We start from the raw sequence: 24,469 nt of genomic DNA, 5'->3' as shown, positions 1-24,469 counted from the left end.
ATAGAAATTATTTACTTCACTGCTTTTCTGACTTTTTGAATAGCACGGATTTGGGCAACTGCACGCGCCAACTCAGCAGCAGCAACGGAATAATCCATCTCGCCACTTTTGTTCGCCATATCAGCTTCTGCTTGTGCTTTAGCAGCTAAAGCAGCAGCCTCATCAAGATGTTCAGCGCGCTCAACCACATCAGCCAGAACTGTGACACAGTTTGGTTGTACTTCAAGCATACCGCCCTGAACATAATAAACATCTTGATGGCCGCCAGGTAAAGTCAATCTGACTTCGCCGGGCTTCAAGACCGTCAGTAAAGGAGCATGACCTGCGGTAATGCCCACTTCACCTAATTCTCCAGTAGCAACAACCATCTCTACTAAGCCAGAGAATATTTCATGTTCAGCACTAACGATATCCAAGTGCGTTGTTATAGTCATATCATCTTGCCTCATAAGGTTTTCGCTTTAGCAACAGCTTCCTCAATGCTACCGACCATATAGAATGCTTGCTCAGGTAAATCATCATACTCACCAGCAAGAATACCTTGGAAGCCTTTAATAGTATCTTTTAATGATACGTATTTACCTGGAGAACCAGTGAAGACTTCAGCAACGAAGAATGGCTGTGACAAGAATCGTTGAATCTTACGAGCACGAGTTACTACGCGCTTGTCTTCTTCTGATAATTCGTCCATACCCAGAATCGCGATAATATCTTTCAATTCTTTATAACGTTGTAAGGTCTGTTGTACACGACGCGCTGTATCGTAGTGTTCTTGACCTACAACTAATGGATCTAACTGACGTGAAGTCGAGTCTAATGGATCCACCGCAGGGTAAATACCTAATTCAGCAATTTGACGTGACAATACAACAGTCGCATCCAAGTGCGCAAACGTAGTAGCTGGTGATGGGTCAGTCAAGTCATCCGCAGGTACGTATACTGCTTGAATTGAGGTGATGGAACCAGTCTTGGTAGAAGTAATACGCTCTTGGAGCATACCCATTTCTTCTGCTAGTGTAGGCTGATAACCTACCGCTGAAGGCATACGACCTAACAGAGCGGATACTTCAACCCCGGCTAAGGTATAACGGTAAATGTTATCTACGAACAATAATACGTCACGGCCTTCATCACGGAATTTTTCCGCCATAGTCAAACCAGTTAATGCAACACGTAAACGGTTACCTGGTGGCTCGTTCATCTGACCGTATACTAGAGATACTTTATCCAGTACGTTTGAATCTTTCATTTCATGATAGAAGTCGTTACCTTCACGAGTACGTTCTCCCACACCGGCGAATACTGAGTAACCACTGTGCTCAATCGCGATGTTACGAATTAATTCCATCATGTTAACGGTTTTACCCACACCGGCACCACCGAACAGACCAACTTTACCACCCTTAGCAAAGGGGCAAAGTAAGTCAATAACTTTAATACCCGTTTCTAAGAGTTCTTGGCTACCTGCTTGCTCTTCGTAGCTTGGCGCCTTACGGTGAATCGCCCAGTGCTCATCCGCACCGATTGGGCCCGCATCGTCTACTGGACGGCCTAATACGTCCATAATACGACCTAGCGTCTTTTTACCCACTGGAACTTGAATTGGGTGGCCAGTATTTTCAACTTTTAAACCACGTTTCATACCGTCGGTGGTTCCCATAGCGATGGTACGCACAACGCCATCACCTAGCTGTTGCTGTACTTCGAAAACCAATTCGCCATCAACTTGTTTCAATGCATCATTGATTTTAGGAACATTGTCGCGTGGGAATTCAACGTCCACAACCGCACCAATAATCTCTACGATTGTTCCGATATTTTTAACTGCTACTGTATCTACGCTGCTCATTATATACCCTCTTATAAAGCGGCTGCGCCACCGACAATTTCTGCCAATTCTTGAGTAATTGCAGCTTGTCGAGCTTTGTTATAAGCCAATTGAAATTCTTTAATCAAATCACCAGCGTTGTCGGTTGCGCTTTTCATTGCAATCATTTTTGCCGCTTGTTCACAGGCGATGTTCTCTACAACTGCCTGATACACTTGCAATTCGATATAACGTTCTAAAAGATTATCCAACAATTCTTTCGCATCAGGTTCATAAATGTAGTCCCAGTGATGCCCCATAGTCTTGCTGTCATCTTCGGATTTTGGCAATGGTAGTAATTGCTTCACCAATGGCTTTTGCGTCATGGTGTTAACAAATTCGTTGTATACGATATGTAATGCATCAATCTTACCAGTGTAAAAAGCATCTAACATGACTTTTACAATACCAATCAAATCATTAATGCTTGGTGTATCGCCTAAATGATCTTTTGATCCAAGTACATTGCTACCAACACGCTTAAAGAACGCTTGTCCTTTGCGGCCAATAACCGCAATATCAACTTCTTTACCATTGGATTTCCAATCACGAATCGTACGGACGGTTTCACGCAATAAATTTGCATTCAAGCCACCGCATAAACCGCGATCGGTAGTCACTACAATAAGACCTATGCGATTAATCTCGCGCTGCCCCATGAATGGATGCTTGTATTCAGAGTGCGCGCGAGCAATGTGTTTGACCACATTATAAATTTTATTGGCATAAGGCTTGGATGCGCGCATTCTGTCTTGTGTTTTGCGCATTTTACTTGCAGCCACCATTTCCATTGCACGAGTAATCTTTCGAGTCTTATTGATACTCGAAATTTTAGAACGGATTTCTTTTGCTCCAGCCATATCTTATCTCGCCTTAAATTGACTACCAACTAGCTGTACGTTTAAAGTCTTCAACAGCTTTCTTCAATTGTGCTTCAATATCATTATCATAAGCACCTGCTTCATTGATTGATTGCATCAATGCAGCATGAGTAGTACGCATGTAGTCATGTAAAGAACCTAAGAATGATGAAATTTCATTTAATGGAACATCATCTAAATAACCTTTTTCAACAACAAACAAGGCAACACCCATATCTGATACAGAATAAGGAGCGTATTGTTTTTGCTTCATAAGTTCAGTAATACGTTGACCGCGCTCTAATTGCTTACGGGTTGCATCGTCAAGATCAGAAGCAAACTGAGAGAAGGCTTCTAACTCACGGAACTGAGCTAATGCTAAACGAGTACCACCACCAAGCTTTTTCATAATCTTAGTTTGTGCCGCACCACCCACACGCGATACTGATAAACCTGAGTTAATTGCAGGTCGAACACCAGAGTTGAATAAGTCAACATCCAGGAAGATCTGACCATCAGTGATCGAAATTACGTTTGTAGGTACGAATGCAGATACGTCACCCGCTTGCGTTTCAATAATTGGTAATGCAGTTAATGAACCAGTCTTACCTTTTACTTCGCCTTTAGTTAATTTTTCTACTTCATCCGCATTAATACGCGCAGCTCTTTCTAAGAGACGTGAGTGTAAGTAGAAAATATCCCCTGGGTACGCTTCACGACCTGGCGGTCTACGTAATAACAAGGAAATTTGACGGTATGCCCAAGCTTGCTTGGTTAAATCATCATAAACGATTAATGCATCTTCGCCACGCTCCATGAAGTATTCACCCATGGTGCATCCTGCGTAAGGAGCAATAAACTGTAATGCTGCAGTATCGGAAGCGCCAGCAACGACAACAATAGTATGCTCTAATGCACCGTGCTCTTCTAACTTACGTACAATGGCAGCAACTGAAGAAGCTTTCTGGCCTACAGCTACGTATACGCACTTAACGCCAGTGCCTTTTTGGTTAATAATGGCGTCAATAGCAATTGCTGTTTTACCAGTTTGACGGTCACCAATGATCAGCTCACGCTGTCCACGACCAACTGGAACCATAGCATCAATCGCGATTAATCCGGTTTGTACTGGTTGGTCTACTGATTTACGAGCAATAACTCCAGGAGCTACTTTCTCAATTGGCGCCATAGCAGTTGCTTCAATTGGGCCTTTACCATCAATTGGGTTACCTAATGCATCAACTACGCGACCTAAAAGTGCGTTACCAACTGGTACTTCAAGAATACGGCCAGTACATTTAACTTTTTGGCCTTCAGCTAAAGATGAAGCATCACCAAGGATTACCGCACCCACTGCATCGCGCTCTAGGTTTAATGCAAGACCATAAACTCCGCCTGGAAATTCAATCATTTCCCCAGCCATTACGTCTTTAAGACCATGGATTGTAGCAACGTTGTCTTTAAAGCTTACAACGGTACCTTCATCGTTTGCTTCAGATACTACATTGAACTGTTCTATTTTCTTTCTGATTAATTCACTGATTTCAGAAGGATTTAATGCTACTTGTTCTGACATGAAAATTATCCTCTAATTTAAGCGGCTAAGTTGGTATGAAGCTTTCTCAGCTTGCCCCGAACTGAACCATCGATAACTAAATCGCCTGCTCGAATAACAGCTCCGCCAAGCAGGGTAGGATCAATACTGATTTTTAATGTGACTTTACGCTGTAAGCGCTTACTTAAAGATTCTACTAATCGCTCTTTTTGTGCCGCAGATAAGTCTGAGAAACTGCTTACATCCACATCCAGAGTTTTTTCTTGCTCTGCACGAAGAGCTTCGTAATGAGCACAAATCTCAGGCAACAGCATTAAACGTTTATTTGTAGCCAGCAAAGCAATCAAATTATTTATTGATTCGCTCTTCTTCGACCCAGCATTGACGATGCCTTGCAGCAACTCGATTTGTTGAGCAACTGTTGACGCAGGATTTTCAATAAACTGGGCTGCTTCAGGATGCATTACAGCCTGGGCAAGCGTTGTCAAATGTGCTGACCACCCGGCTAATTGATTCTCTGCTAACGCTGATTCAAAAATAGCTTTGGCATAAGGTCTGGCAATAGTGGTGCTATCAGACATTTTAAATCTCTTCTATCAAGTTATCTAACAGTGCAGCATTCGCTTTCGCGTCTACTTCACGCATTAAAATCTTCTCAGCGCCAGTAACAGCTAAGGTAGCAACCTGCTTGCGCAGTTCTTCTTTAGCATGGTTTACTTGCTGCATTAATTGCTCTTGCGCCTGCTTAAATTGCATTTGCGCTTCGTGCTTTGCAGCTTCTTTTGCTTCTTCAATGATTTGAGCAGCGCGCTTGTTTGCTTTTTCAATGATGTCAGCTGATTGAACTTTAGCTTGCTTTAATTCGTCTTTAACACGATGTTGAGCTAATTCAAGTTCTTTACGACCACGCTCAGCGGCAGATAGACCATCAGCAATTTTATCTTGTCTTTCTTCCAATGCTTTCGCTAATGGAGGCCAAACCAGTTTCATGGTAAATAAAACAAAAGCTGCGAATACCAGCATTTGTACTATTAATGTTAAGTTAATATCCACCGTAATTATCTCCTGCAACAATCAGGGCGCTTAAGCGCCCTAATCATTTGTTATCAAGAACCTAGGTTGTTTAGGAAAGGGTTTGCGAACGTGAAGAACAATGCGATACCCACTCCAATCATTGTTACCGCGTCAAGAAGACCTGCAACGATGAACATTTTTACTTGTAACATTGGAACCATTTCTGGTTGACGAGCAGAACCCTCTAAGAATTTGCCGCCTAGCAGACCAAATCCTATAGCGGTACCTAACGCACCTAAACCAATCAACAAGGCAACCGCAACAACGGTCATACTTTGAACTTGTGCTATTAGACTAGCAGCTTGCATATTTAATCCCCTTTAAAATGGATGATGAAAATAAAAATCGATTAATGTTCTTCGTGTGCCAAACTAAGGTAAACAATAGTTAACACCATGAAAATAAATGCCTGCAAAGTAATTACCAGGATATGGAATATTGACCAGCCAAGCGCCAATAAGAATTGGGCAAAGCCTAGAGTCGCAGTACCGACAGGTGATGACATTGAAGCATTTAAGGTTAGCAAGGCAATTAAGATAAAGATTAATTCGCCGGCGTATAAATTTCCAAATAACCGCAGTGCTAAAGAAATAGGCTTAGCAATTAAACCTACTAATTCCAGCAACAGGTTAAAAGGTATAAATCCTGGGTGATTAAAAGGCTGTAACGTTAATTCTTTAATAAACGTTTTAGTCCCTTTAATTTTAATACTGTAAAAAATGATCAGAATGAATACGGTAATTGACAAGGCAAAGGTCAAGTTTAAGTCATTCGTGGGCACTACTTTCAGGTAATGCACTCCACCTGCTTGTGCCATTAAAGGCAGTACGTCAACAGGGAAGATGTCCATAAAATTCATCAGGAAAACCCACAAAAATATGGTCAGCGCCAAGGGGCCGATTAATTTATTTTTGCCATGGAAGCAATCTTTAACCTGATTGTCAGCAAATTGCAGCATTACCTCGGCAAAATTTTGCAATTTTCCAGGAACGCCAGTGGTTACCTTGCGTGCGCCAAAATACATGAGGCCGCATACAATAATCCCCATAGTAATCGAGAAGAATAATGTATCAAGGTTTAATGTCCAGAAACCACCGCCTGGTCCCATTTTCATCTCACTAACGTTATATGTTAGGTACGTTAGATGGTGTTTGATGTAGTTTGTGCTAGATACCATTTCAGTCACTTTCAGGCCTATTCTGTTTATTAACAATAATCAATGGAGCAAACCAGTGCGTCATCAGGATCAGGATGTACGATGCAAAAAAAGCCAGTGGGGTAATTTTAACCCACACAAACACGGCAGTGAAAAGCATGATCGATAAAATTATTTTTATCGCCTCGCCCTTATAAAAACTATTCACAATCTTTTTTGCTGATCGCGCGCCTTGATACTTAAATAACTTTCTTGCGAAATACGCATTAGGGATAACACAGACCATACCGCCAAGCAATGCCGATGTCGCAGCGTTAGTGCCATAAGCCAGCGCACATATAGCCGCTAAGACCAATGTAATGCCTAACTGCACCAACCATAATCGCACAATTCCGCGCTTACTCAGCTGTTTGTTCACATATTCACCTAAGTTTCACCGCGCGGATTATAAAACAACCAAGTTAAATGATCAATGATCATGGCGGTTTTAATCAATTTTATTGGTAAATTATTTCTCACCTATAATTGAGTGCCGGTTTAAAAATCCCAACCACCCAAAGGTATTACACCACCTTGATGCGCGCTGTGCCAAAGTACAGTTTTATATGGGTGATCAAATCATGCTGATATGCTTACCGATGCTCCTTCTGTACGTTGGGCGCACAAATTTTCCGGGAACTCAGTATATGCCTTTAAGATATACTTCAGGACAATTATACTGAAATTTGTTTCCGGCAAATTGTGAATCTTCTCCAGTTCTGTTTGCTTTATCGCATCCGCGAACCTAATAAGGCCATTTATCGCAATGTCATAACCAGGGTGGTCACCTGAAATGTGAAGTAATGCATGCTCTTCATCCGCTAAAATTTGAATGAAACAAGAAATTATCTGTTGGACTCCATCGTCTGTAGCATAAGGAGCTATCGCAAATAGAGTTAAACAGGCTTCCCGGCATACTTTGTAATTAGTATCCTCAGCATCTCTAAACTGAGACGTTAAAACCTCATCAAGGCAATCTTTGGTTATTAAATGAGCAATGTTGCGCAGATATTTGGTAGTCGACACATCTACTCTCTCGGCCAATACGATTATCAATGAGCTTAATTCTTCATCATGAAAACAGGCTATTCTAGTTAGAACAGCAAATACATTAGGATTGCGCTCATCCAATTTCTCAATTAGATGCATCTTCATCATCGTAATTTGCTCTTGACTTAGTCTGGGAACTAACTTGGCCAGCCCGTTTAAGGCGGCATTCATCAAGTCACTGGAACCTACATTGCTAGTTATTATCTCGATGAATAATTCATAAACCTCGTTCACATATTCATCTGCAACTAAATGCATCACTTGTGGGATTACTTCTTCTACCTCATAAATAAAATCTTCATCCTTTAACATCTTTATACAATCAATCAGAACTCTTCCTGGCGAGCGGAGCGGAACTGTAGAAAAAATCATTAACAAGTCCCCAAAAGCCTGCTCACTGACCTCCACATCAGCATTTTTAAGAAGCTCTTGATGTGTTTTTATAAATGCATCTAATTGGCCGTTGAACATATGAGCAGGAATGATGCTTAGCCATTTCATATTTTGCGGCTCTTGCAAACAAAGCGCCACATAAGCGTCTAGCTGCGACTCACTAAATTTGGGAATCAATAAAGATAATGCTTTTACCTTTAATTTATCATCGCCTTCATGATATACCTCTGCGTTCATTAAATTGGGAATTAGGTCGTCCGTAAAGTCGGTGGTAGATATTAAAGGAGCCAATTCAATAAGCGCAGTAAATCGATAATCATCATAACCAGACTCTAGCATCTCGTTAATCAGGCCCTTTTTAAGTAGTAAGAGGTGTGGTTTTAAAGACTTTAATGCAGTAAGGGCTGCGAAAGACACCTCACTATCTAAATTGTTGCTTAGCGTAATCAATTTTAAAATAATGTCATCCGGGCAGGGAGATAGGGGCGCAGCTAACTCCGCAATGATATTAATCGCCTTGATTTTTTCATCTTTATTATCACTGGATAGAGCAGGGAAATACCTCTGTATATATTTTGCTAATTGCATAACGGATAACTTTCCGACGGCCGATTTTAAAGCGCTTTTCACGCTATCAGCAGGCGTTTGTTCGGCCATTGCCTGTATTAGATTAGTAATTAACTCTTCTGGTATTTCCGATAGGCCTGATACGAATAAAGCAAGCTCATCAAGGCAATAAACGCTGGCTCGCACCTTCGGATCTGGATGTCTCATTCGTGAAAATATTATCTCAGTAAGCGTATTTAACAAGATTGAATTGTTAGAAGTAAGTAAAATCAATGCATTAAAAGAATGGCGATCAGTGACCCGCTCATTTTCTGTGCTTAAATGAGTATCCTTAATCGTATTAAGGAAACGTTGCCGTAGAGCTTCTGGAAAATGCCTCTTATGCGTCCTTACCAAGGTGAAAAATGCATCACTTGCAGGATTCGGAGTATGCCTCTCGATTGCAGCATGGGTTAAACATAAAACAAGGGCTCTATTTAATTGTTGTTCATTCAACTTTGCAGCCACGAACATTAAGTCAATATATTTTTGTCCCATCGTTTCAAATTCGTTATTCGCCTCAATTTGCTCTAAGACTAGTTCGGGAGAATCAGGAGCAAAAGTAAGCGCCTCCTCCCACACATCTTTTCGTCGCTCATATACATCTTTTAAACGCAAGTTAAATCTTACAGCATCATCTTCATCTAATTGAACTAGGGGTAAGGTCTTGATTTTTTTCATAGTATCCAAAAAATCATTCTTTATTTCTGCGGATACATCCCCAAAGCATTGAAGAGCCCGAATGCAATGTACTTTGGAGATCAAGCTTGTTTCAGGCCAACTTAAACAATTTTTTATTCTATTTATCCATTGCTCCCTTTCGGCTGATGAATGATGAGCTAAAATATTTTCTTCGTTGCCCAACTGCTGAAACCAGCTCTTTAATGTCTGGGCTTGAAAGCGTAAGGCATCTTTATCTTGCCGTTCGAACAAAATTTCTAAAATATGGGTATAGAAAGCTTTGTCGGTTGAGATTATCTTAATTAAATCTCGAGAAGGAGTAGTTCTCAGAATTACTCCTTGCGCGTCACGATGGTTATCTGAAGCAAAGAAATTTACAGCTCCCGTGATACGAGGGGTAGGCGTCATATCGACTACATTTTGTAAGTATAATTCGCTAAAAAGGTCTTTCTCCGTTTGAGAAAGCGCAACACTTTTTAAGATTTTCTTTAATTCGTGTTTTTGAAAAATAGAGGGTAATGCTATTTTAAATGCCAGGGCTGCCTGGCTATCACTAGGTTTTAAGTAGTTATGTATGAGGATGGAGGCCAATTGTGCTTCAATTATCGTATGATCGACATGATTTTGCGTAGAATCTAACCACTTTTGCAGTTCTTGAATGAGTGAAGGCGAGTCTGGGTCGCTATTTTCTCGAGTATATTGTTGTAATAGTACTTGTATTTTCTCAATTTTAGCCAAAGCGATCATAATTACCCTTTCCTTGCCACTTTATAGACAGGTAGGCATTATAGTCTCATTTTGTTCAAAATAAAACCTAATCTTATAAAGAAGACAAAGGACTAGGTGATGTTTCTTCGGCCAGCCTCTTGACGTAAATTATGTACAATCAAAAGGATAGGTATAAAAGACATCTATTCGCTATGGACTCAGAAAACAGCCGAATTATTTATTCCTATTCTAGTCTATCACCTTAATTACATCTTCATACAGAAAGATCACGAGAAAAGGGATAAAAAAAGGTAACCTCATGTTTGTTATAAAACATATTCGTAGTATAGGAGTTGGGAATTGCTTGAAATTGTTTAATGACGGATAAATCAATTTGGCCCTGTAATTTAATGGTGAAAATCATTTGTTTTGCTTTTTTCGAAGCAATCCATTTCGTAATGAGAGCGTACGCCCGATCTGGGTAGCAAGCAATATCCGAGAGCACCCAGTCAAAACATTCATTAAGATTTGCAGGCTCAATGGCAAATGCACTTTGCTGCATACAGGTTATACCCGGTAAGCTTGCAATTTGCGCCGCTAAAGGTGCCTTATCCACTGCAGTTACCTGAGCTCCCAAAGAATGCATTACGTAAGTCCACCCTCCTGGCGATGCGCCCAAATCCAAAGCAGTGTCTCCAGGTTTTGGATAATCATCGAGTAAGGTTAATGCTTCCCATAATTTTAGATAGGCGCGATTGGGTGGATTAATTTTATCTTCAATAAAATAACAATTGCCCTGCGGCCATTTTTTTAAGCGTTTGGCACTAAAAACTAAGGTATTTTTGTCTAAAAGGCTAAAAGCCCCCAAGGGAGGGATATCTTCACGCAGTGGAAAATGTTGCATTAATGGTGAGTACTGGCGTAACTGTTCTTCAATTAAACGGGAGCGTCTGACATTTTCAATAGGATGCAGATACCAATATTTTCCTGCTTGACGAAGAATTTTTACCGCTTCAGAGATTGATTGAAAGTTAACAATTTGGGGCTCCAACCAAATATCCTGAGCAAAACAAACGTCAACTTTCTTATGGGGAGAAAAAACTAAATCTGCAACTACCTGAGAGATTTCGCCCAGTTCATGGCAAAGTTCTGTACGAAATTCTGGTTTTACCACATAAATTGCAGCGAGTTTCTTTTCAGTTTCCATGAAGCTAACTTAAACTAGGGTTGAAATGATTGCTTATAGCATATCACTGTGCCTGCATTTAATACAGAGCGTGATGCGTCACTGATTGGTAAGACGCATAATGGCGCGCGCATATTCAATACTCTCTAAGTATGCATTGATTAAATTTTTAGTCCCGTATGCTGAGTTTTCTAATTTGTTAAAATTACCCTCTTCATAATTAATCGTATCCTTTAGGATTTTTCCCAGTTGCCCACGCTGATGGAGCAGAGCATCATTTAGGACCTCACTTAATTGAATTTTGCTTAAAATGGATGTCATTGGTTCGTTAAGAAACGCATCCAAAGAAGAAAAGATGCCCATAGTAAATGCCTGGTGGGGATCAACATACTCCGAAGATAATTTCGCTAAACATTCACACATTTTAGCGCGAATTAAAGTTCGCTCGACTAGATCGGACATTAAATCATTCTGATTTGCCAATAGAAATAGCCGCAGCCAATTGCGAACCTGATTTAACCCTAAACGTTTAAGCGCATCGATTAATGAATCAATTTTCCGGCCATTATAGGCTGCGGCAGAATTCGCCAAACGTAACAGGCGATAACTTAATTTAGGAATGTGTAAAATAAACTCTTCAACTCGTTCTAAAGGAATATCCTCATTATTAAGTTCTGCTAATACCCTAATCAAATGCGCCTTGTTTTCAGTTATCTGTTGTCCCTTTAGTGGACGTGGTTTATTAAGAAAAAAGCCTTGAAAATAATCAAAACCTAACTCAATACAATCTTTATATTGGTTATGGCTTTCAATTTTTTCTGCTAATAGCTTGCCTTTAAAATGTTTTAATCGCCGTAATTGCGCAGCAATTTGTCGTTTATTTAAATTAAGTACATCAATTTTAATAATATTTGCCAAATCAATGAGAATGGAGTTCTTTTCACTGGGAATAAAATCATCCAGAGCGATGCAATAGCCCTGCTCACGCAGCGAGCTTAAACTGTCAATTAAGGGCTTATCAACGATTACCGATTCTAATACCTCAATAACGATGCGCTCTTTGGGCAATAAAGTAGGTACTTTCTGGATGAGATGGCTATGGGTAAAATTAATATAGGCTAATTTGTCACCAATAATGGTATCAATGTCCATACTGGCAAATAATTGAGTAATAACCAAGGAGGTGGCTTTATCCCCCAATTCACCGTTACCTAGATTCACATTAGCAAGCCCGGGGTTACGATACAATAATTCATAAGCATAAACCGAACCTTCTCGCGTATAGATTCCTTGTCTTGCCAGTAATGTAGGTAGCTGAGAGTTCAATTCATCGCGCGCCTTTTGTACTACATGCCCTTATTATAGGCTATCGCCAGTGGGTTTTTGATCATTTTTCTCAGGAATTCCAGCGAAATATAATTTCAGTGCTACAATGTAGGAGTTGAATCGAGATATATGAGCTGTTTTTTTCATATTTTTTGCTTAAATTCATGCAGTTAAATGGAGTAGTCATAAATGAAAAAATATTCTCTAATTTTGTTCTTGTTAATTTGGATGTTTAACTACAAAAGTTTTGCAGATAATAAGTTCACCCTGGAAAGCTCTGCATTTAAACCAAATTCGATGATTCCAACAGAATTCACTTGTGGCGGAGTCGATCAGTCTCCCCCCTTAACGTGGCACAATGCGCCTGCGAAAACCCAATCATTTGTACTTGTCGTAGAAGATCCTGATGCTCCTAGTGGCACATGGACCCATTGGCTCATGTTTAATATTCCACCAAATGTAACTGAGCTAGGCGCTGCCGCCCCAACGCCAGAGGGTGCGGTAAATGGACAAAATAGTTGGGGCGGAAAAGGGTACCGAGGCCCCTGCCCGCAATTAGGAGCCCACCGTTATGTTTTTAAATTGTATGCCATTGATAAAGAACTCGAGTTGGGGGAAGGCGCTACGCGCGATATAGTTCTACAAACGATAACCGGCCATGTACTTGGCACTGCCGAATTAGTAGGACTTTATCAAAAATTTTAACCTAGACGAAGCTTGGTTGCGTGCAACCAAGCTACTGTTTATGTAGGCGACTCGCATGAAAACGTAAATGATCTTCAATAAAACTGGCAATAAAATAATAACTATGATCATAACCCTGTTGTAAACGCAGATTAAGCGCCACTCCCGCTTGTGCACATGCCGCTTGCAATAATTCCGGCTTTAGCTGTTCGCGCAAAAAATTATCTGCACTTCCCTGATCCACTAAAATATCTTGATGCGGCCATCCGCGAGAGCGAATTAACTCACAGGCATCATATTCACTCCACCGCGCTCTATCAGCCCCCACATACCCCGTTAACGCCTTCTGCCCCCAAGAACACTGGCTTGGTGCGCAAATCGGAGCAAAAGCAGAAACAGAGCGATATTGTTGCGGATTTTTTAATGCTAAAGTTAAGGCGCCATGCCCTCCCATCGAATGTCCGAAAATACCGCAGGCTTGTGCATCCAAAGGGGCTTGTGCGGTTAAAAGCGCGGGTAATTCTTCTTGAATGTAGGTGGCCATGCGATAATGTTTTGCCCAGGGCATTTGGGTAGCATCGACGTAAAAGCCTGCACCAACACCAAAATCATAACTGTCGTTGTCTCCAGGTATCGCAACTCCACGTGGGCTCGTATCAGGCACCACCAACGCTAATCCTAATTCTGCAGCTACTCGTTGGGCCCCTGCTTTAGTAATAAAATTTTGCTCGTTACAGGTTAATCCTGAAAGCCAATAAAGAACCGGAACATTCTGCTGTTGAGCTTGTGGCGGTAAAAAAAGGCCGAAACGCATGCTGCATTGAGTTGCCACCGATTGGTGAGCGTAAACACGCTGTACGCCACCAAAGCAATAATGTTCTTCAATAAGCTCCATTGTTTAGCTCTCCTAATATATAGAACACATTTTTAAAAGGTTACCACCGACCGAATTGATTCACCCTTATGCATTAAATCAAAAGCTTCATTAATTTGTTCAATAGGCATCACATGGGTAATTAAATCATCAATATTGATTTTGCCATCCATATACCAATCCACAATCTTAGGCACGTCAGTACGCCCGCGGGCACCACCAAAGGCTGAGCCTTTCCATACTCTTCCTGTTACTAATTGAAAAGGCCGCGTAGAAATCTCCTGCCCCGCTCCGGCAACACCAATAATCGTCGATACACCCCACCCCTTATGGCAGCACTCTAAAGCTTGGCGCATCAACGTCACATTACCAACACATTCAAAACTGTAATCAGCGCCCCCTTTGGTCAACTCCACCAAATGCGCTACCAAGTCTTCCCCTACCTCTTTAGGATTTACAAAATCGGTCATTCCCATTTTTTGCGCTAGGGCTTGGCGTGCAGGATTAATGTCGACACCAATAATCTGCTCTGCACCAACCATACGCGCCCCTTGAATCACATTAAGCCCAATGCCGCCCAGGCCAAATACCACCACTTTCGCTCCGGGGGTAACCTTTGCAGTATAAATTACAGCACCAATACCGGTAGTTACACCACAACCGATGTAGCACACTTTCTCAAAAGGTGCATCTGGGCGAATTTTGGCCAGCGCGATTTCCGGGAGCACGGTATAGTTAGCAAAGGTAGAAGTTCCCATATAATGAAATATAGGTTTACCATTTAAACGAAAACGGCTACTACCATCGGGCATCAGCCCCTTTCCCTGGGTAGAACGAATCGCTTGGCAAAGATTTGTTTTTTGTGAGAGACAGTATTCGCACTGACGACATTCAGGGGTATATAAAGGTATTACATGGTCACCTGGCTTGAGTGAGGTAACACCCGGCCCAACTTCTACGACAACACCGGCGCCCTCATGGCCTAAAATGGCTGGAAAGATTCCTTCCGGATCATCGCCTGAAAGCGTAAACGCATCAGTATGACAAACGCCCGTTGCTTTTATTTCTACTAAGACCTCACCTAGCCTAGGTCCTTCTAATTCCACCATTTCAACTGCCAATGGTTTTCCTGCCGCATACGCTACTGCTGCTTTTACCTGCATGAGCATTTCTCCATAAAGTTAGGGCATTCCACTGCTTTGGACTTATTGTATTGAAAAAAACAATAAAATTCACGACCTATACTTAAGCAAAACCGTTTTATTTTAAAAAGCTGTTAAGGTAGCCTTAATAAAAATGGTTTAAAATTTTACACCTTAATAATTTGGGAAGGTACAATTTCGATGACAACGCAAGAAAAAGCGGCTCTCTTTCTCTCTAGGGTTAAACGCCATATGAGCAACACCTCAAACCCACAACTTATCGCTGATATTCTAAGCGCGTTAGGCCTCGATGAATTGGTTACAGATAATACTAACTACAAGGCATTTATTCAGCATATTACGTCTAAAGAAATTGATCTTGGCAAATTAATTGAGTACGTCGAACAGAATATACTCAATAATGAACCCTTATGTAATTTACTGGCTTATATTGAAGAAAATGGGCTAATTTCCGATGCTGAGCTCGTAGCTGCTGCCCCCACCTTGCAATTGCAAATCAATCTGCTGTGTATTTTTGATGCACTCATTATTACCATGGCAAATGGGCAGAGCTTTGTTAAAGAGGTCTATGATCATCTCATTAAACGCGCAGGCAGCCCCGCCCCGGGTAATCCTTTGGTGGATTTCTTTTTCGGTGCCCCCTATGAAGCAACCCTATTTGAACGTTTAAAATTAGTTTCCATTAAACCCGGTATGCTCAATGTGATATTTCACCGTATTATGGGGGAACAAGTAGAAACACAAGCCGATGCAGATGCCTTTATCGCAGCGAATCATTTATCTAGCTTAAATGCCACCAATGTTGATATCGCCAATTTATCCAGCAAAGATACCAGTACTGTAGCCAGTATGGGAGTAAATATTTTTGAAGCAGCTTGGGAAGATAGTACGCATGCGCAGCAATTAGGTGGTATCGATAATGCCAAAGCCGGTATTGGCTTAATTATGCTGATGGAGAACCAACGTTACACGACCAATTACGTGATAAACTCACAGGTACTCCCAGAAGGCGTAAAGATTGATGAGGACTTAAAGTATACTTTACTACCTGATTTAGAGCTAAATAATGTTAAGAAAAAGGTGTCCCAGTTTAATATCCCCAAAGAATGGCGTGATTTATACACGAGCTGGAATTTAGCTTTTGTCCTGGCCAATATCGATCAAGTCTTTATGCCCATTAAACTTTTGATGCCTATCGTGGGAGGCTCAGAGCCACAAAACTATAAAGAGGTCCGCCTGTTATCCTTATTTACCGTAGGTTATTTATTTCTAAGTGAAACACCACAGAAAAAACCATTATTCGCTAATAATTATACGTTTAGCAATGCCGCTCTCATCTTTAAAATGATGGGGAAATTTAATAAGCAATACGCCGAAAAGCTATTGGCAGAACTCTGCCCACAAGAAAAACGAGATATTGACAGTATGTATGAACATATTTTCGGTAACTATCCAACAGTTAACTTGGTTAAACAATTATTATCATTTATGTACAACGGCCCTAAGTTTCGCTTCACCCAGGCTTATGCCGAGAAACAATCAAACTCACTCTTTTTCGCCTCTCAAAGCACAGCGGCTGACACAGGAATGAATACTAATCTCGGAATCAATACTACTGATCTAGGAATAAGTAATGAGGAGCTGAATTTGAGCTTATGGGATAATAGTTTAAGGTAACTCAAAATATGCGTCATCTCCAAGCTTAATATGGAAGTTATGGCCTAATGGCGCTTACTTAAAGACTTTTAAGCACGTCATCCCAAACATTGTAGGGTGAGGTCTTTTAAAGCTTACTGCTAGGCAGCACATTAGGCCATGCTCAACCACTAATCTACATCCACCAGCTACGTCTTCCCGGCAGTATCCAAAATTTTAAGCGCATAAGCCTTATTCTAAAAAAATCATGTGTTTATTTTTTAGTCTATAATCACTAAATAAATGCTGTTTAGATATATTATGGACACCCTCGTGATGAAAGAAGATAAACCAACTGACTTCAATAAACAATTAGGAAGCTCGCCTGAGATAAATGATGCCGTACTCTCATCCATGTCTCGCAATGCTCGCCTTAGTAAAGGCGCCATGAATTATTCAGATACCCTGGAACAAGGCGCTCAGATTAACAATGAACTTGTTATTCTTCAGCAGTTTAACCTGGTAGCATATCTTACTGTAATGCGGGAATTTGAAGAAATTAGGCGTATTTATCACACGGATGAACGTTTATCACAGCGATTAAGCATTCTTCTGGAAATGGAACGAGAACGCGAAGCCAAACAGCAGCAAACACAATTTTTATATGCAGAACAAGAGCGTCAACGGTTATCAAAAAACCAAGAGCAAGTAAATCAGAGAGCTCATGAGCAGGATGCAAAACAGCGACAGCTCATGAATGATTTAGCAGCGTTGCACCAACTCCAACAAGAATTACAGGTTTTACGCGAAACTTATTATGCTCGTCAAATCGTTCTGTACGATGAACTTTCTACTCTTCGCGAAGAACAAATGGATGAAATGCTGGAAATTGCTCGTAATGCGGATAACATTGCACCAGAACAACTTACTCGCTTAGAGAAAATACATGAAAACCATCAAAGACGTATGGAACAGATTGCTAGAATGCCAACCACGGATGCTGAGGGTAAATATAATTGGAATATGGCGCAACGGAAACTGGAAGCTCATAAAACGCTAAATGTAGATATCTCTGAGCAATTAACGGTATGGGAAAAGGATAACCGTCATGTTAAAGGCATACATTCATGTTTTAACAAGCATCAGGTTAAGATTGAAGAGAAAGAAAAAATAATTGCGAAAAATGAGCGCGTGTTTAAAGTTCATGAAGTAAAGTTGCAAGAGAAGATAGAAGCCAAAAACAATGCAACTAAAGTAGTACAACAAATTTCTGATTGTATTGATCTTATTGAAAAAATGGATAAATCAAAGTTAAGTACCCAAGAAAGAGAAATGATTAAATCTCTATCAAAGCAACTTGAAAACGATCAAAATAATTTATCTTCCACCCAATCATTAAAAGCACAACAACCTATATTGGCGTCCTGTATTAATAATCTTAAAAAGATTGATAATATTATTAAGCCTGGCTCGGAAGGCTTAGAGTCTTATGAAATATTTAAAAATTCGATAAACGATTTAGAAAGAAAATTAGATCATTCCGATAAGAAACTTAGTGCCGCACCAAATAAAATGAAAGCACCAGCAACTCCACCAATCCCTGGCATGGATGGCATTTCTATATCAAGCATAAATAACCATCAAGACACTCTTAATTCTCATGGATTTACACACTTTAAATCAACATACAAAGAATTGCGTTCAGAAAATACAGTAAGCAATGAACAGTTAAATCAATTAAAGCAAATCAATGAGGAGTTTAAAAACGCTCTCGCAGATGCAGAAATTGAAGGTGAAGATGCAGAAATCATAAAAGCATTACAAGAGAATCTAGCTAAGGTTTCTTCATGCGATGATATTTCTAAACTTGATTCTGAATCACTTCAAGAAATTCTTAATCCAATTGATAATTTAATTGATAAATACAATAGCTTAGAAGATAGTTTGCTTAACATTAAAAACCTATGCGCAAAAATAGAACGCAGCCATCAACATATAATGACTGATGAAAATACGAATACAAATCAATATCGAATATAGTTTTTATGATTAATCTGTACTGATTTTAGTGTTTTTTATGAGCATATTTTGATAGGATAGTTCGTTTTAAAATTTCTATGGAGAAAAGAATGTCTAAAATCGCCGAGTTCTGGGATGCTTTCGCAGCCAAAGATAATGATAAACTTATTAAGCTAATTGAAAAAGAACCAACGCTTGTTAACGAAGTACAGGCTGATAATAAAAATTCGTTCCTCTTACGCTCGCTCAATAGTAAAAGGCCTCAAGATCTGCTCAAATGCATTGTTACCTCACCATCACTTAATTTCAATTATGAACAAGGCACTGAGCACACTACGACTCGTAAAGTTCTTATAGAATCGGCGCAAATCGATTTAATTAAATTAGTTTTAGAAAACCCTGAGTTCTTATTTTCAGATAATGAACTGGCTTATTCTTTAGCAATTCAAGCACAAAAAAAATTCACTACATCTTACAAAGAAAGACATGAAAAAAATCCTACTACTCCCACAGCTATTGCAACCGCAGAAAAAATGAAGAATTTAGCAGTAATTATTCCAATACTTCGCGAGGCAACACGGAAATATGCTCTTGAAAAAAAGGATGATGATTTATTACAACGTCTTAACTCGCAAGTGAGCCGCCAAGCACTACTTGAAAAAAATCAAAGAGAAGTAGAGCAATTGCAAAATCAATTAGAACAATTACGTACTAGTCATACAAAAGAGCAAGAAAGACTTTATAGGGACATAGGCAAGGAACACGAAGCATTTATAGAGGAAGCTCAGTCTATAATTAGTAGAAAACACTAATCGCTCCACTAAAAGTCTATATTTAAAAACATAATCATAATCCAGGATGAGGCCTTCGGGCTTTCAATCCTGGATTACACCACACAGCATCCAGGCTAAGCTGCCAAAATCCACTGCAAAAAACAAACTATACTTCCAGAAAGGGTATAAAAATTCCATGGAGGTGCCTATGAAAAGTGCTTTGATTACCGGGGCTAATCGAGGTATTGGTTTGGAGTTTGTTCGTCAATTAAAGAAGAAAGGATATTACATTATTGGCTGTTGCCGTAATCCGGCTAATGCACAAGAACTTAATCGATTGGCAGATAAAGTGGTTCGCCTAGAGGTTACTAGTGATGATGACATTGCCGCTTTGCAGCAAACCTTGAATCACCGACCAATTGATTTATTGGTTAATAATGCGGGTATTACTGGCGAGCAAGGTGTGACGGTTGGTAATGTGGACCGAGACAATTTTCTTAAGGTGTTTAATGTAAACTGTGTGAGTGTGGTTAAATTAAGTGATGCTTTATTGCCTAATATTCAAGCCAGTCAGGAAAAAAATATTTTAGTGATTAGCTCGCAAATGGGTAGTATCTCCGATAATGATAGTGGGCGCTCTTACGCCTACCGCACTAGTAAAGCCGCGGTTAATTGTGCTATGCGTAGCTTTGCGGTGGATGTAAAAGATAAGGGCGTTCATGTCATGCTGATCCACCCAGGTTGGGTAAAAACCGATTTAGGTGGAGAAAATGCCTTAATGGATGCTCATGCCAGTGTTGCTGCGATGTTAAAGCAAGTAGAGTTGCATATGGCGCATAGTCACGCGGAAAAGCTTTATCGCTTCGATGGTGGAGTGACCGCTTGGTAATCGATAGTAACCTGGTTGCAAGCAACCAGGTTTATAATTTTTTATTGTTTCTTTGGGGTTTTTTCAGGAACAAACTCGATATTTTTCACAAAACATTTGGTTTCCCCACTCCAAGGAAGTGTATAGGCATCACAGTGGTAGGTGACAATAACATGTTTGTTATTCTCCATGGCGTAATCTGCTTTTTTTACCAAATCCGATTTAAATTGGCCTAGAGTAAAATAAAATGCACGCCCACTTACGCCGCTGGCATTTTCAAGTCCACCTAAAACCATTTCTCCTTCATAGGTGCCCCAAAACTTACCTTCTTTAGCAACTTTAACAATAATTCCTGATTTCTGTCCTTTTTGTACGCTCCAGCAACCAGTTAAACACGCAGATAAGAGCAGTAAGAAAACCATAGATATTATTTTTTTCATTCATTCATTCCTTGCTATAAATCTGTTGTAATAATATATATCCTTGGATGATTTAGCTAGTAAATAAAACTTAACAATTTTAATGCTATCGGTATTTACTTTAATTATAGTTGAGTTCCTAATTACTCATTTACTAAATAAATATCCATTAGCAGACGTAGCGGTATTACGCTGCGCTTATCCAGGCTACGAGTTCTTAGTATCATGGGATATTTTAGTTCTTAATTTAGATAATCAAGCTACCCGACCCTCTTAGATTTTAGAATTGCTGCTACTCGCAATAACACCAGCTTGTGGTTCATCTTGTTCTTTTGAGTAAGGAGCGATAATGGGTAAAAACGCTTTGTAAAAACGTGAAAGCGTTTTACTGGCTTTTACAGAAAACAAGTCCATATAAGGTTCAATAGCAGCATATTCAGCTTTACCCAAGAGTACATTTTCCAAAGCACGCGCAGCCTCAACTTTTCTAGGATCGGTTTTCTTTTCCCAGAAACCTGACCCAATATTCTTTCCATATCTTAAGCAGGCAAACAAATTGATCAAAAGGTTGTTGCCACTTTCTTTCGCATAATACTCGGCTAGTTTGCCCTTCTCATTAAGTAGGTTAGTTTTGGCATTAGCATTTAACAAGCATAATACCCCCCGAACATTTCCAGAACCTGCGGCTAAATGTAAGGCCGTATTGCCATAGCTATCAGGAGTATCTACACTAATAACACGAGACACTAATTGAGCGAGGCAGCTGGGGTCTTTGCTAGTCGCCGCCAAATGTAAGCAGTGAGCTGGCACATGTTGTGTGGGAGGTAATATAGATAATAACCCCTGAACCAGTTCATAACGTCCTTCTTTTATTGCTAACGCAAGGGGTATATCTCCAATACCATTTCTTGTGTTTAGTTCAGCAATTATTTGTGCTTTAAAGAGATTAATCATTTTCACATCGCCATATTTCACCAGTATATGGCTAAGATACCAACCGTCATGCGTTGGTTTTATTTTGCTCAAATCTTTTATTTCTTTTAAAAGGTATTTAACTACGTTTATATGATTACCTGCAATCGCAAAATGCAAAGCAGTCCATCCTGCATCATTAGCTAATAAGCAATTGGCATTTTTATGCAGTATGAGTTCCTCTACTAAACTTAAATTGCCTCTAGCGCAGGCAATATGTAAGAGAGTTGAGCCATTATGATCTGGTGTATCTACCTTAAAATATGGGGCGTTTGTAAGTAATTCTTTGAAATGTTTCAAACTTAAGCACTGAGCCGCTACATGAAACCGCGTGGTTTTTCTTTCTTGCGGCTCCAGATCTATTGCCTCATATAAAAATGCATTTAGGTTACGAGTGTTGGCTTTATAAGCCGCTAATAAAGATACAGCTCGCCAATTCCCTAATTGCGCGGCAACATGTAGTGGAGTTAACCCAGCACTATTTTTTTGCTCTAAACATTGTAAACGCTCTTTATCTGAAAGATTAGTTAATAAATACTCTAACCACATTGAATTTATGCTTCGTGCCGCAAAATGTAAGCTATTTTCGCCACTGGTATTTTTAAGAGAAATCATATTCACTACATCAACCGCGTAAACTGCTTTTAACAGCTGTTGCGGGCTATGATTACATCGAATAGCTAATTGTAGAATATTCGTTTGATACCTCGGATCAAAAACACCATTCGGAAACGCCCCAAAACCACCACTAAGGTACATTAAGCGTGAAGCTTTATTATAAAATAGGTCTAATAACTCTTGGTTTCCGCTAATTTGTGCCCAATCAAATGCAGATAAATGATTACGATCTAGATTATTTAATAACCAAAGAATATTAAGATCAGTCCACTTAACTTTGTTAAGCTGGGCCATATTCCCTGTTTTAATCCATAAAAAAATGTTACCAAGCTCCGGCAATATTGCCTTAACACGGCTCACTAAAGAAGAAGATGCGCGCTCATTTATTTTTTCAAAATTGCGATAAAGAGGCTCAAGGTCATATTGCTGCAATTCCAGCAAAAAAGGCATAATTTGCTCTGGGAGCAGCAAATCCGAGTGTTCCTTTGTAAGCTGTATATTTATTTCATTAATTTTATTTTGCGCAAATGTCATAGGGCCTTGTTGCTGCTCAGAAAGAACAGCTTGTGTCGTTGCAGGGAAGTGTCTATGCAACCACATCAAGGTAGCATCGTTTTTTCCAAGCATAGCAAATTGTTTACATACCAATCTAAAATCCGCTAATTGAGAAGCAGCAAGCTTTGTTATAATTCGAGCGAAGACCTCTGGAGGTAAATCGGTAGAGCTAATATTCGTTTGGGGCTGCGAGGCTTGATTGCGGGGCATTTATAGGTCCTTAAAATAAAAAGGACAAATTTTACACAAAAGAAATGGAATTGTACATTTTAAACTCACTTCTCTCGTAAATAGTTTATATCTACGTCACCAACCATAAAAATACAAAATATAGCATTTTGCGATAAAATACTATATTCTTCGTTTTTTTAGGAGAGGAATATGGGCATTGTAAAAATTTCTGCCGAATTACATGAGGCAACCAAGCTTATGGCACGAGCAATGAGTCGCTCTATTAATTCACAAGCAGAATATTGGCTCAGGATAGGAAAATTAGCAGAAGAAAACCCTGCGATTACCTATCCTGAAATTGTCAAAATGTTGATAACTCAAGCATCCCTAGGTGAAATAAACGATGTTAGTGAAGACTGCTGAAGCTATAGAAAAAATGCGGGTAGCGGGTAAATTAGCGGCTTCCGTATTGCATATGATAGAGCCTTATGTTGTTGCTGGTGTAAGCACCAATAAGCTTGAGCAATTATGCCGGCAATATATTGTTGAGGATTTGCAAGCCATTCCCTCAACCTTAAACCATTACGGGTTTCCTGCCTGTATTTGCACTTCCATCAACCATGTCGTCTGCCACGGAATTCCTTCTGATAAACCGCTTAAAGACGGCGATATTATTAATATTGATGTTACGGTACAAAAAGATGGCTACATCGGTGATACCAGTAAAATGTTTCTGGTAGGTGCGGTTAAACCTTTTGCTCGAAGACTAGTAGAAGTTAGCCAAGAATGTTTATATAAAGCCATTGCCATCGTACGTCCAGGAACTCGGCTAGGTGATATCGGCAGCATTATCCAAAAGCACGCGGAACAACATGGGTATTCCGTAGTACGGGAATTCGGTGGGCATGGAATTGGTAGGTCCATGTGGGAAGAGCCTGAGGTCTTGCATTATGGCAAAGCCAATACCGGACTGGAATTACAAGCAGGAATGACGTTCACCATTGAACCGATGCTTAATTTGGGACGTAAAGAAATTAAAACCTTGGGGGATGGCTGGACCGTGGTCACCAAGGATCATAGATTGTCAGCGCAATGGGAGCATACCATTCTGGTGACAGATGGTGGGTATGAGGTGCTTAGCTTAAGGCCTGAAGAAACGTTTTTAATTTAATGAAGGTTGTACTGTTTGCAAAAAAAATTCTGGTTGCAAGCAGCCC

General features: G+C 40.0%; 23 protein-coding genes. 7 read left to right on the top strand and 16 right to left on the bottom strand.

The features are described from left to right. Positions 1–11 precede the first annotated feature (11 nt). The 12 genes from BN3124_RS08105 to BN3124_RS08050 all read right to left on the bottom strand — a co-directional run bounded on the left by BN3124_RS08105 (position 12) and on the right by BN3124_RS08050 (position 12,501). Complete coding sequence (locus BN3124_RS08105; protein WP_058534492.1) at positions 12–434, bottom strand: F0F1 ATP synthase subunit epsilon; 423 nt, start codon at positions 432–434, stop codon at positions 12–14. 11 nt (positions 435–445) lie between these two features. After that, positions 446–1,849: a F0F1 ATP synthase subunit beta gene (gene atpD / locus BN3124_RS08100; protein ID WP_058534294.1), complete on the bottom strand. Its 1,404-nt coding sequence runs from the start codon at positions 1,847–1,849 to the stop codon at positions 446–448. Between the two features lie 11 nt (positions 1,850–1,860). Beyond that, on the bottom strand, positions 1,861–2,727 hold the full coding sequence (gene atpG / locus BN3124_RS08095; protein WP_058534293.1) for a F0F1 ATP synthase subunit gamma: 867 nt from the start codon (positions 2,725–2,727) through the stop codon (positions 1,861–1,863). A gap of 22 nt (positions 2,728–2,749) precedes the next feature. Then, positions 2,750–4,303 (bottom strand): F0F1 ATP synthase subunit alpha, encoded by a 1,554-nt coding sequence (gene atpA / locus BN3124_RS08090; protein WP_058534292.1) that lies wholly within the window; start codon positions 4,301–4,303, stop codon positions 2,750–2,752. Positions 4,304–4,320: 17 nt separating this feature from the next. After that, positions 4,321–4,863, bottom strand: a complete 543-nt coding sequence (locus tag BN3124_RS08085) for a F0F1 ATP synthase subunit delta (protein ID WP_058534291.1) — start codon at positions 4,861–4,863, stop codon at positions 4,321–4,323. Between the two features lies 1 nt (position 4,864). Then, on the bottom strand, positions 4,865–5,335 hold the full coding sequence (locus BN3124_RS08080; protein ID WP_058534290.1) for a F0F1 ATP synthase subunit B: 471 nt from the start codon (positions 5,333–5,335) through the stop codon (positions 4,865–4,867). Between the two features lie 53 nt (positions 5,336–5,388). After that, positions 5,389–5,664, bottom strand: coding sequence for a F0F1 ATP synthase subunit C (gene atpE, locus BN3124_RS08075; protein ID WP_058534289.1), 276 nt, complete (start codon positions 5,662–5,664; stop codon positions 5,389–5,391). Positions 5,665–5,705: 41 nt separating this feature from the next. Beyond that, positions 5,706–6,533, bottom strand: coding sequence for a F0F1 ATP synthase subunit A (gene atpB, locus BN3124_RS08070; RefSeq protein ID WP_058534288.1), 828 nt, complete (start codon positions 6,531–6,533; stop codon positions 5,706–5,708). A 1-nt stretch (position 6,534) separates the two neighbouring features. Continuing rightward, the gene (locus BN3124_RS08065; protein WP_058534287.1) at positions 6,535–6,930 is read right to left on the bottom strand and encodes a F0F1 ATP synthase subunit I; all 396 of its coding nucleotides are present in this window, start codon (positions 6,928–6,930) and stop codon (positions 6,535–6,537) included. Positions 6,931–7,130: 200 nt separating this feature from the next. Next, positions 7,131–10,028 carry a hypothetical protein gene (locus BN3124_RS08060; RefSeq protein WP_058534286.1) on the bottom strand — a complete coding sequence of 966 codons (2,898 nt, stop codon included), beginning with the start codon at positions 10,026–10,028 and terminating at the stop codon, positions 7,131–7,133. Positions 10,029–10,263: 235 nt separating this feature from the next. Continuing rightward, on the bottom strand, positions 10,264–11,196 hold the full coding sequence (locus BN3124_RS08055; protein WP_058534285.1) for an SAM-dependent methyltransferase: 933 nt from the start codon (positions 11,194–11,196) through the stop codon (positions 10,264–10,266). A 78-nt stretch (positions 11,197–11,274) separates the two neighbouring features. After that, positions 11,275–12,501 (bottom strand): EAL and HDOD domain-containing protein, encoded by a 1,227-nt coding sequence (locus BN3124_RS08050; protein ID WP_058534284.1) that lies wholly within the window; start codon positions 12,499–12,501, stop codon positions 11,275–11,277. A 189-nt stretch (positions 12,502–12,690) separates the two neighbouring features. Between BN3124_RS08050 and BN3124_RS08045 the strand changes: the two genes are divergently transcribed. Continuing rightward, positions 12,691–13,206 carry a YbhB/YbcL family Raf kinase inhibitor-like protein gene (locus tag BN3124_RS08045; RefSeq protein WP_058534283.1) on the top strand — a complete coding sequence of 172 codons (516 nt, stop codon included), beginning with the start codon at positions 12,691–12,693 and terminating at the stop codon, positions 13,204–13,206. Between the two features lie 31 nt (positions 13,207–13,237). On the opposite strand, the gene fghA is transcribed toward BN3124_RS08045, so the two are convergent. Beyond that, positions 13,238–14,080, bottom strand: a complete 843-nt coding sequence (fghA, locus tag BN3124_RS08040) for an S-formylglutathione hydrolase (RefSeq protein WP_058534282.1) — start codon at positions 14,078–14,080, stop codon at positions 13,238–13,240. Positions 14,081–14,112: 32 nt separating this feature from the next. Further along, positions 14,113–15,222 (bottom strand): S-(hydroxymethyl)glutathione dehydrogenase/class III alcohol dehydrogenase, encoded by a 1,110-nt coding sequence (locus BN3124_RS08035; RefSeq protein ID WP_058534281.1) that lies wholly within the window; start codon positions 15,220–15,222, stop codon positions 14,113–14,115. A gap of 180 nt (positions 15,223–15,402) precedes the next feature. On the opposite strand from BN3124_RS08035, the gene BN3124_RS08030 reads away from it, so the two are divergent. The 4 genes from BN3124_RS08030 to BN3124_RS08015 all read left to right on the top strand — a co-directional run bounded on the left by BN3124_RS08030 (position 15,403) and on the right by BN3124_RS08015 (position 20,538). Continuing rightward, complete coding sequence (locus BN3124_RS08030; protein WP_058534280.1) at positions 15,403–16,899, top strand: hypothetical protein; 1,497 nt, start codon at positions 15,403–15,405, stop codon at positions 16,897–16,899. A gap of 291 nt (positions 16,900–17,190) precedes the next feature. Beyond that, positions 17,191–18,897 carry a hypothetical protein gene (locus tag BN3124_RS08025; protein WP_149865229.1) on the top strand — a complete coding sequence of 569 codons (1,707 nt, stop codon included), beginning with the start codon at positions 17,191–17,193 and terminating at the stop codon, positions 18,895–18,897. An 89-nt stretch (positions 18,898–18,986) separates the two neighbouring features. Next, positions 18,987–19,688 (top strand): hypothetical protein, encoded by a 702-nt coding sequence (locus tag BN3124_RS08020; protein WP_058534278.1) that lies wholly within the window; start codon positions 18,987–18,989, stop codon positions 19,686–19,688. 169 nt (positions 19,689–19,857) lie between these two features. Further along, positions 19,858–20,538, top strand: coding sequence for an SDR family oxidoreductase (locus BN3124_RS08015; protein ID WP_058534277.1), 681 nt, complete (start codon positions 19,858–19,860; stop codon positions 20,536–20,538). A gap of 41 nt (positions 20,539–20,579) precedes the next feature. Here the strand turns inward: BN3124_RS08015 and BN3124_RS08010 are convergent, their stop codons facing one another. Both BN3124_RS08010 and BN3124_RS08005 read right to left on the bottom strand, forming a co-directional pair. Further along, the gene (locus BN3124_RS08010) at positions 20,580–20,957 is read right to left on the bottom strand and encodes a hypothetical protein (protein ID WP_058534276.1); all 378 of its coding nucleotides are present in this window, start codon (positions 20,955–20,957) and stop codon (positions 20,580–20,582) included. A 252-nt stretch (positions 20,958–21,209) separates the two neighbouring features. Next, the gene (locus BN3124_RS08005; RefSeq protein ID WP_058534275.1) at positions 21,210–23,291 is read right to left on the bottom strand and encodes an ankyrin repeat domain-containing protein; all 2,082 of its coding nucleotides are present in this window, start codon (positions 23,289–23,291) and stop codon (positions 21,210–21,212) included. Between the two features lie 171 nt (positions 23,292–23,462). Here BN3124_RS08005 and BN3124_RS08000 point away from each other — a divergent pair, with 171 nt between their 5' ends. Both BN3124_RS08000 and map read left to right on the top strand, forming a co-directional pair. Beyond that, positions 23,463–23,675, top strand: a complete 213-nt coding sequence (locus tag BN3124_RS08000) for a ParD-like family protein (RefSeq protein WP_058534274.1) — start codon at positions 23,463–23,465, stop codon at positions 23,673–23,675. Further along, positions 23,656–24,423, top strand: a complete 768-nt coding sequence (map, locus tag BN3124_RS07995; protein WP_058534273.1) for a type I methionyl aminopeptidase — start codon at positions 23,656–23,658, stop codon at positions 24,421–24,423. Before BN3124_RS08000 ends, map begins: the two co-directional genes overlap by 20 nt. Positions 24,424–24,469: the final 46 nt, after the last annotated feature.

Origin of the sequence: Legionella saoudiensis (assembly GCF_001465875.1) — a bacterium.
Classification (GTDB): domain Bacteria; phylum Pseudomonadota; class Gammaproteobacteria; order Legionellales; family Legionellaceae; genus Legionella; species Legionella saoudiensis.
Note: the sequence above shows the minus strand (reverse complement) of the source record. Positions and strands in the feature narration are given on the sequence as shown.

Coding starts and splice junctions, on each gene's coding strand:
- BN3124_RS08105 (WP_058534492.1), bottom strand. CDS start 434: ATGACTATAACAACGCACTTGGATATCGTTAGTGCTGAACATGAAATA.
- atpD (WP_058534294.1), bottom strand. CDS start 1,849: ATGAGCAGCGTAGATACAGTAGCAGTTAAAAATATCGGAACAATCGTA.
- atpG (WP_058534293.1), bottom strand. CDS start 2,727: ATGGCTGGAGCAAAAGAAATCCGTTCTAAAATTTCGAGTATCAATAAG.
- atpA (WP_058534292.1), bottom strand. CDS start 4,303: ATGTCAGAACAAGTAGCATTAAATCCTTCTGAAATCAGTGAATTAATC.
- BN3124_RS08085 (WP_058534291.1), bottom strand. CDS start 4,863: ATGTCTGATAGCACCACTATTGCCAGACCTTATGCCAAAGCTATTTTT.
- atpE (WP_058534289.1), bottom strand. CDS start 5,664: ATGCAAGCTGCTAGTCTAATAGCACAAGTTCAAAGTATGACCGTTGTT.
- atpB (WP_058534288.1), bottom strand. CDS start 6,533: ATGGTATCTAGCACAAACTACATCAAACACCATCTAACGTACCTAACA.
- BN3124_RS08060 (WP_058534286.1), bottom strand. CDS start 10,028: ATGATCGCTTTGGCTAAAATTGAGAAAATACAAGTACTATTACAACAA.
- BN3124_RS08055 (WP_058534285.1), bottom strand. CDS start 11,196: ATGGAAACTGAAAAGAAACTCGCTGCAATTTATGTGGTAAAACCAGAA.
- BN3124_RS08045 (WP_058534283.1), top strand. CDS start 12,691: ATGAAAAAATATTCTCTAATTTTGTTCTTGTTAATTTGGATGTTTAAC.
- fghA (WP_058534282.1), bottom strand. CDS start 14,080: ATGGAGCTTATTGAAGAACATTATTGCTTTGGTGGCGTACAGCGTGTT.
- BN3124_RS08035 (WP_058534281.1), bottom strand. CDS start 15,222: ATGCAGGTAAAAGCAGCAGTAGCGTATGCGGCAGGAAAACCATTGGCA.
- BN3124_RS08030 (WP_058534280.1), top strand. CDS start 15,403: ATGACAACGCAAGAAAAAGCGGCTCTCTTTCTCTCTAGGGTTAAACGC.
- BN3124_RS08020 (WP_058534278.1), top strand. CDS start 18,987: ATGTCTAAAATCGCCGAGTTCTGGGATGCTTTCGCAGCCAAAGATAAT.
- BN3124_RS08015 (WP_058534277.1), top strand. CDS start 19,858: ATGAAAAGTGCTTTGATTACCGGGGCTAATCGAGGTATTGGTTTGGAG.
- BN3124_RS08010 (WP_058534276.1), bottom strand. CDS start 20,957: ATGAAAAAAATAATATCTATGGTTTTCTTACTGCTCTTATCTGCGTGT.
- BN3124_RS08005 (WP_058534275.1), bottom strand. CDS start 23,291: ATGCCCCGCAATCAAGCCTCGCAGCCCCAAACGAATATTAGCTCTACC.
- BN3124_RS08000 (WP_058534274.1), top strand. CDS start 23,463: ATGGGCATTGTAAAAATTTCTGCCGAATTACATGAGGCAACCAAGCTT.
- map (WP_058534273.1), top strand. CDS start 23,656: ATGTTAGTGAAGACTGCTGAAGCTATAGAAAAAATGCGGGTAGCGGGT.